This is a genomic window from Kitasatospora sp. NPDC057512, from assembly GCF_042802135.1.
In the GTDB taxonomy this organism is placed as follows: Bacteria; Actinomycetota; Actinomycetes; order Streptomycetales; family Streptomycetaceae; genus Kitasatospora.
Genome location: NZ_JBHVET010000372.1, coordinates 1 through 8,029, shown reverse-complemented (window position 1 = coordinate 8,029; position 8,029 = coordinate 1). Strand labels below are relative to the sequence as shown.

4 protein-coding genes are annotated in these 8,029 nt (G+C 75.8%); 1 reads left to right on the top strand and 3 read right to left on the bottom strand.

The annotated features are described in order from the left end of the window. Positions 1-74: 74 nt before the first annotated feature. The gene (gene ctaD / locus ACFU6K_RS23175; protein ID WP_079272337.1) at positions 75-1,880 is read right to left on the bottom strand and encodes a cytochrome c oxidase subunit I; all 1,806 of its coding nucleotides are present in this window, start codon (positions 1,878-1,880) and stop codon (positions 75-77) included. Between the two features lie 627 nt (positions 1,881-2,507). Between ctaD and ACFU6K_RS23170 the strand changes: the two genes are divergently transcribed. Beyond that, positions 2,508-4,430 (top strand): BTAD domain-containing putative transcriptional regulator, encoded by a 1,923-nt coding sequence (locus ACFU6K_RS23170; RefSeq protein WP_380665917.1) that lies wholly within the window; start codon positions 2,508-2,510, stop codon positions 4,428-4,430. 15 nt (positions 4,431-4,445) lie between these two features. On the opposite strand, the gene lanKC is transcribed toward ACFU6K_RS23170, so the two are convergent. After that, positions 4,446-6,992: a class III lanthionine synthetase LanKC gene (gene lanKC / locus ACFU6K_RS23165; RefSeq protein ID WP_380665915.1), complete on the bottom strand. Its 2,547-nt coding sequence runs from the start codon at positions 6,990-6,992 to the stop codon at positions 4,446-4,448. Between the two features lie 52 nt (positions 6,993-7,044). Continuing rightward, positions 7,045-8,029: MFS transporter (locus ACFU6K_RS23160; RefSeq protein ID WP_380665913.1), on the bottom strand; the 985-nt coding region annotated here is incomplete at its 5' end.

The following is an 8,029-nucleotide window of genomic DNA, read 5'->3' as shown; positions in this document are numbered from 1 at the left end:
GCGGAGCGGACGGGCCGTCCCCGCCCGCCCGGGGGCAGCGACGCGGGCGGGGACGGCGTTCGGGGGGAGCGGACTCAGCCGTCCGAGGAGGGCGAGTCGGTGGAGGCGGACGCCACCCGCGCCCGGTCGGCCCGGCTCAGCGGCCGGTCGTACTTCGCCGGCTCCACGTCGCCCAGGTGCGTGGCGGGCTTGCCGCTGTGCTCCAGGACGTCCCGGGCCGCGATGTCCGGGTGGTGGAGGTCGAAGGCCGGGGATTCGGAGCGGATCCGCGGCAGCTTGACGAAGTTGTGCCGCGGCGGCGGGCAGGAGGTCGCCCACTCCAGGGAGCGGCCCCAGCCCCACGGGTCGTCCTCGGTGACCTTCTCGCCGTACTTGGCGGTCTTCCAGACGTTGTAGAGGAACGGCAGGATCGACAGGCCGAGCAGGAACGAGCCGATGGTGGAGACGGTGTTCAGGGTGGTGAAACCGTCCGAGGCCAGGTAGTCGGCGTAGCGGCGGGGCATGCCCTGGGCGCCGAGCCAGTGCTGGACCAGGAAGGTGGCGTGGAAGCCGACGGTCAGGGTCCAGAAGGTGATCCGGCCGAGCCGCTCGTCGAGCTTCTTGCCGGTCATCTTCGGCCACCAGAAGTGGAAGCCGGCGAACATCGCGTAGACCACGGTGCCGAACAGCGTGTAGTGGAAGTGCGCGACCACGAAGTACGAGTCGGAGACGTGGAAGTCGATCGGCGGGGCCGCGAGCAGCACGCCGGTCAGGCCGCCGAACAGGAAGGTGACCAGGAAGCCGACCGTCCAGAGCATCGGGGTCTCGAAACTCAGTGACCCCCGCCACATGGTGCCGACCCAGTTGAAGAACTTCACCCCGGTCGGGACGGCGATCAGGAAGGTCATGAACGAGAAGAACGGCAGCAGGACCTGTCCGGTGACGTACATGTGGTGCGCCCACACCGTCACCGACAGGCCGGCGATCGCGATGGTGGCCGCGATCAGGCCGGAGTAGCCGAACATCGGCTTGCGGCTGAACACCGGGATGACCTCCGAGACGATGCCGAAGAACGGCAGCGCCAGGATGTACACCTCGGGATGGCCGAAGAACCAGAACAGGTGTTGCCAGAGCATCGCCCCGCCGTTGGCCGGGTCGAAGACGTGCGAGCCGAACTTGCGGTCGCACTCCAGCGCCAGCAGCGCGGCGGCGAGCACCGGGAAGACCAGCAGCACCAGCACCGAGGTGAGCAGCACGTTCCAGCAGAAGATGGACATCCGGAACATGGTCATTCCGGGCGCGCGCATGCAGATGATGGTGGTGATGAAGTTGACGGCGCCGAAGATGCTGCCGAAGCCGGACAGCGTCACGCCCATGATCCACATGTCGGCGCCGACGCCGGGCGAGTGGATCGCGTCGGACAGCGGCGCGTAGAGGAACCAGCCGAAGTCGGCGGCGCCCTGCGGGGTCGCGAAGCCCGCCGCGGCGATCAGCGAGCCGAACATGAACAGCCAGTAGGACAGCATGTTCAGCCGCGGGAAGGCGACGTCCGGCGCGCCGAGCTGGAGCGGCATGATCCAGTTGGCGAAGCCGGTGAACAGCGGCATCGCGAACAGCAGCAGCATCACCGAGCCGTGCATGGTGAACGCCTGGTTGAACTGCTCGTTGGAGAGGATCTGCGTTCCGGGCCGGGCGAGTTCGGCACGCATGACCAGGGCGAGGATGCCGCCGATCAGGAAGAACGCGAACGAGGACACCAGGTACATGGTGCCGATCGTCTTGTGGTCGGTGGTGGTCAGCAGTCTGACCAGGGCCGAACCGGGCCTCCTGGCCCTGACCGCCCCTGCGGGGAGGGTCGTCGGCGGTGAGGTGGGGTCGCCCTGTGCCTGGGTGGCGCTCAAGGACGCACTCCTTCGGAACGTCGTGCGAATGGGTGGCGCTCCATGATCCGAAGAGGCCGCCTCCGCACCCCAGGGCCCTTCGGCCCGCCCGTCCGGGGCCGCTGGGCCCGAGTTCCGGGCCCCCGACCGGGACCTCCCGACCGCGCGACCGGGACCTCCTGTCCGCTCGCCCGCCGCCTCCCGACCGTGCGACCGCGGCCGCCTGACCGGCCGTCGGGCCGCCTGCCACGACCACGCCGCCCGCTCGGGCCGCGCTCGCCGCGGCGCTGAGCCCCGGTCGAGAACCGCCGGAACGCGCCCCTCCGCGCCGCCCCGCGCACCCGCCCGACGGCGCCCCGCCCGCCGTCCGTCCGCCCGGCCCCGACGACCCCCGCCACCGCGCCCGACCTGCCGGAACGCCGTCCGTACAGCCGTACGAAACCCCCCGTCGATCCCACCTTCCGACACCCCGATTGTGTGGCCGACGTGACCGAAGCCGGTCGATTCCGTGGCCTTCAGCGCCGACCGGCCGTCAAGTAGCCTGCGCCCACCGCCGCACGGCCCACCGCCACCTGCCGAACCGCCGCACGGCCCCGCGCCACACGCCACACGCCGCACTGCCGCCGCCCACGCCCCGGAGGTACGCCGATGCCCCTGGCCCAGCCCGCCACCCCCACCCGGCTGCGCTTCGCCGTCCTCGGCCCGCTCACCGGCGAGGCCGGCGGCCGCCCGCTGGCCCTCGGCCCGCTGAAGCAGCGGCTGGTCCTGGCCGTCCTGCTGAGCCGCGCCAACACCGCCGTCCCGGTCGACCTGCTCACCGACGCGGTCTGGCCCGAGGAGCCGCCGCGCACCGCCCGGAAGAACCTCCAGGTCTACATCTGCACCCTGCGCACCCTGCTGGGCCGTGAGGAGGGGCCCGACCGGCTGTCGCACTCGGCCGCCGGCTACCTGCTGCGGGTCGCCGAGCCCGAGCTGGACCTGCTCCGGTTCCGGGCCCTCGCCCGGGCCGGCCGGGCCGCCGCCGACGGCGGGGCGCTCGCCCCCGCCGCCCGGCTGCTGCGCCAGGCCCTCGACCTCTGGCAGGGCCCGCCGCTCGCCGACCTGCGCCGCTCCCCCGCCGTCGAGGCGGAGGCGGACCGGCTGGAGGCCCGCTGCCTGGGCGTCCACGAGGACTGGGCGGAGACCGAGTTGGAGCTCGGCAACGCCGGCGCCGTCGCCGAGGACCTGGCCGAGCTCGCCGAGCGCCACCCGCTGCGCGAGCGCCTCCAGGCCGCCCGGATGAACGCCCTCCACCTCTCCGGCCGCCAGGCCGAGGCGCTCGCCGTCTACGACACCCACCGTCAGCTGCTCGCCCGCGAGTTGGGCCTGGAGCCGAGCCCCGCGCTGACCGCCCGCTACCGCGAACTGCTCGCCCGCGGCCGCTCCCTGCCCACCGCCGCCCGCCCGGACCGCGGCACCGGCCCGAGCGGCGCCCTGCTGCCCGCCGACACCGCCGACTTCACCGGAAGAACCGACGAACTACGCGACCTCGTCGCCGAGTTGGGCTCGGGCGGCGGACGCGTCGCGGTGCTCACCGGCCCGGCCGGCAGCGGCAAGACCGCGCTCGCCGTGCACGCCGGCCACCTGCTCGCCGACCGCTTCCCGGACGGCCGGGTGCTGGTCCGGCTGCGCACCGAGGACGGCGCCGTCCGCCCGTTGCCCGAGGTGCTCGCCGAACTCGCCGCCCTCACCGGCCGCCCGGGCGCCGCACCGGCCGCGGCCGACCGGACCGGCCCCGGCCACGCCGCCCCGGCCCACCCCGACACCGCCCACCCCGACACCGCCCGGGCCGCCGCGCTCTGGCGCGCCTCGCTCGCCGGCCGCCGGCTGCTGCTGGTCCTGGACGACGCCCCCGGCGAGGCCGTGGTCCGCGAACTGCTGCCGGGCTTCGGCCCGAGCGCCGTGCTGGTCACCTCCCGCAGCCAGCTGGCCGGCCTCGCCTCGGTGCGCCGCATCGCCGTACCCCCGCTCGCCCCCGCCGAGGCCCTGGACCTGCTCGGCCGCATCGTCGGCACCGGCCGGACCGGCGCCGACCGCGCGGCCGCCGCCCGGATCGCGGCCGCCTGCGGGCTGCTGCCGCTCGCCGTACGGGTCGCGGGCACCCGGCTGGCCGTGCTGCGCCACCTCCCGCTGGCCGAGTACGCGGCCCGGCTGGAGGACCCGGCGGGCGCCCTGGACGAACTGGTCGCCGGGGACGTCACCGTCCGGGCCCGGCTGGACTCCGGCTGGCGCGACCTCACCGACCAGGGCCGACTCGCGCTGGCCCGCCTCGCCGCCCTGCCGCTCGCCCTGCTCTTCACCCTCCCGGAGGCCGCCGCCGCCCTCGGCCGGCCCGAACGGCTCGCCCAGCGCACCCTGGAGGCGCTCACCGATACCGGGGCGGTCACCTCCCCCGCCGGCGAGGTCACCGCCCACGCCGCGCTGTACGCCCTGCCCCGGCTCACCCATCTGCACGCCCGGGAGCACGCCGCGGAGCCCGTCGGGACGGCGGGGGCCGTCGGGGCGGAGGCGCTGTCCCCGGAACCCGTGTGAGAACCCCGGGACGGCTCACCCCAGGGTCAGCAGGTCCAGCACGTCCGCCTGCTCCGCCCCGCGCCCCTCCGCCAGCCCGCACAGCGCCAGCAGCACCCCGGCCGCGCCCGTGTGCAGGTCCGCCGAGAAGCGCCGCAGCTGCATCCCCGGCACCAGCAGCCCCTCCGGCCGGGCCACCAGGTGCCACTGAAGTTTCCGCACCTGCCCGAGCACGTCCTCCCGGGCCGGAGCGCCGCCCAGCCCGTCCAGCGCCAGGGTCAGCCCGACCCGGCCCCGGAACAGCCCCGGCTCCCGGATGAACCCGGGCGCGCAGACCTTCCGCACATCGGCCAGGAAGGCCTCCCCGCCCGGCAGTTCGCCGTGCTCCAGGTACTCGCGCAGCACCAGCGCGATCCCGCTGCTGCCCCGGTCCAGGTAGGCCAGCCGGCGCCCGGACTCCAGCACCTGCACCGACCCGTCGGGCACCCGGACGCACTGCGCCACCGCCCGTTCCAGCGCCGCCCGCCCGGAGTCCAGCAGCCACCGCTCCCCGGTCCGGCGGTACAACCGCAGCTGGAGCAGCGCGACCCCCGCCAGCCCGTACAGCAGCCCGGCGGCCGTGGGCTCGTCCAGCCCGGGCACCGGCTCGCCGCGCAGCACACTGGCCAACTCCCGCGCGTCGTCCAGCGCGTGGGCCAGCTCCCGGGGGCTGTCCAGCGCCTCCGCCAGCCGCAGCCGGGCGAGCGCCGCGCCGGCCCGGCCGCCGAACAGGCCCGCCTCGCGGGCCGGGTGGGCGGTACGGGTGCGCCCGACCAGCTCCTCGGCCGCCTCCGCCCGGCCGATCCGGGCCAGCGCCAGCGCGATGCCGAGCGGCCCCTCGTACAGCCCGCCGGCGCCCGGGCGGTCCGCCCGCCGGCGCACCGCCGCGACCAGCCAGTCCGCGTACTCCCGCGGCCAGTCGGCCCCGGCGCGGTGCAGCGCGTACAGCACCCCGGCCGCACCGTGCGACACGCCCGTCCCGCCGTCGGCGAAGCCGCCCACGTCCCCGGGGAACAGCCGGTCCGGCCGGTCCGGGGTGGCGCCCGCGTGGATGCCCGCGACCAGCTCCCGGCGCACCGGGTCCAGCGAGGGCCCGTCCAGCAGCTCCCGGCCGCGCCGCTCGCTCGCCGACTCCACCAGCACCACGCCACCCGGCCGCACCGGCCCCGCCTCCTCGTCCAGTCCGAACCACTCGCGTGCCCGCCGCTCCAGCGCCGGGAGCTTGTCCGGCGCGCAGTCGGCCAGTTCCAGCACCGGCATCAGCAGCATCAGCCAGGTGGCCCACAGCAGGTGGCGGTCGGCCTCGGCGCCGTACAGGCCGGGCGGGACGTGCTGCCCGGCGGCGCCGGCCGTCGGCACCCGCCGGTCGTCCAGCTCGGCCGCGTACTCGAAGTCCACCAGCACCACGGACCCGTCCGGCCGCAGCAGCACGTTGGCCGGGTGGAGGTCCCCGAACCGCACGCCCCGCTCGTGCAGGGCGTCGAGCGCCTCCGCCAGCCCGTCCACCACCCCGTCGACCCACCGCGCGTACTCGGCGCGCTGCTCCGCCGTGCAGTTCTGGTGCACCAGCGGGTAGCGCCGGATCGCCTCGTCGAACAGCCGGACGCCCTCGATGTGCTCCTGCACCAGGAAGGTGTGCTCCCACACCGTGCGCACCTCGTGCAGCCGGGGCACGCACGCCAGCCCGGTCAGCCGTTCCAGCGCCCACTGCTCGCGCCGCAGCCGGGTCAGCGCGTCGGCTCCGGTGCTGTCCAGCCCGGCGTACGGGCGGGCCTCGCGCAGCACCACCCGCTCCCCGTCGCCGTGCCGCTCGGCCAGGTAGATCCCGCCGGCGTTGGAGAACTGGAGCACCTCGACGATCCGGTACGGCAGGTCCCCGCCGGCCGCCTCCCGGGCGGCCAGGTGCGGGCGCAGCGCCGCCGGCAGCTCGACCCATCCCGGCGTCCGGAACACCGGCTCGCGCGGGTCCGGCACCAGCGCGCCGGACGGGTCCCGCAGGGCCGGGACGGGCCGCCCGGCCTCGTCCTGGCACCACAGCTCGACGAAGGCCCCGTAGCGCGCGTACACCGGGGCGTCGCCGATCCGCAGGTCGGTGAGCACGTACGGCCCGGGGAAGCCGTCCAGCTCCTTCGCCAACTCCTCGGCGAGGTCGAGGAACCCGCCCTCGGTGACCGGGTAGGCGGTGATGAACTTGCCGCTGCCGCCCCGCCCCGCGTACTTGCCGTTCGCCACCCGCAGCGCCGCCGCGCTGCGCAGGAACTTGAACGCCACCCGGCGGTCGGCGCAGATCCGCGCGACGGCGGCCAGCGTCCGCTCGGCGCCGTCCTCCGTCGTCGACACGTGCAGCTTCCAGCCCTGCTCCGGCAGCCGGGCCCCGTCGGGCCGCAGCACCGTCCACAGCCCGCGCTGCTCCCGCCGCCAGCCCTCGGGCGGCTCGCCGAGGCCCAGCGGGTAGCGGCTCGCCCCGTCGCGCAGCCGTCCGGGGGTGTCGTAGTACGTCGGGTCGGCGAGGCAGTACAGCTGGATCTCGTGGACGTCGGCCATCTCGGGCCTCCTGTTCCGAAGTCTTCCGGGGTCGTCCGGGAGCGGGCGGTGTTCAGACGGCGGGGATCGGCGCCGGTCCGCGCCGGACCGGCGGCGCCCAGGTGACCACGGCCGCGCAGAGCGCGATGGCGAGGGCCAGCAGGGCGAAGGTCCGGGTGCCGCCGAGCGAGCCGAGCAGGAGGCCGCCGACCAGCGGGCCGAACGGCTGGACCAGGGTGGACAGGAAGCCGGCGGCGCTCTGCACCCGGCCGGCCCGGTCGGGCGGCGCGGCGACCAGCATGCCGGCGACGAAGCCGATGCTGGCGACGGTGGACAGGCACATGCAGACGGCGCAGAGCAGCCCGATCAGCAGCGGGACCCGGGTCAGCACCAGCACCCCGGCGGTCAGCGCGCAGGACCAGCAGGCGAGGGCGACCAGGCTGCCGTCCCGGGCCCGGGCACCGAGCCTGGGGGCGAGCAGCGCGCCGGCCAGGGCGCCGACGGCCGAGCAGGAGACGACGGTGCCGCCGCCGATGCCGGAGCGGCCGCCGTCGGAGGCGACGGCCAGGGTGGCGAACATCAGCGCGCTGAACGCGAAGTTCATCCCGATGCCGAAGATCAGCAGCAGGGTGCGCAGATAGGGCCGGCGCCAGATGAAGGCCAGTCCGGCGGTCAGCTCGGCCCGGCTGAACACCGGTCCGCTCTTCGCGGCGGGCAGCGCCCGGGTCCGCATCAGGGCCACGCAGACCGTGGACAGCAGCAGTCCGACGCCCTCGGCGAGGAACGGCAGCACCGGGTGCCAGGCGAACAGCGCCCCGCCGCCGAGCGGTCCGATCAGCCGGGCGGCGGCGCCGCGCGCCTGCATCCGGGAGGAGGCCTCACGGGCCTGCTCGCCCGGCACCACCGTGCGCAGCAGGGCGCCGGCGGCGGGCCCGTAGACGCTGGAGATCAGCGCCCCGGCGGCGGCGACCAGCAGGACCAGCGGCAGCGGGGTGTGCCCGCGCAGCACGGCGACGACCAGGGCGGCGACCGCGAGCAGGCCGAGGACGTCGCAGATC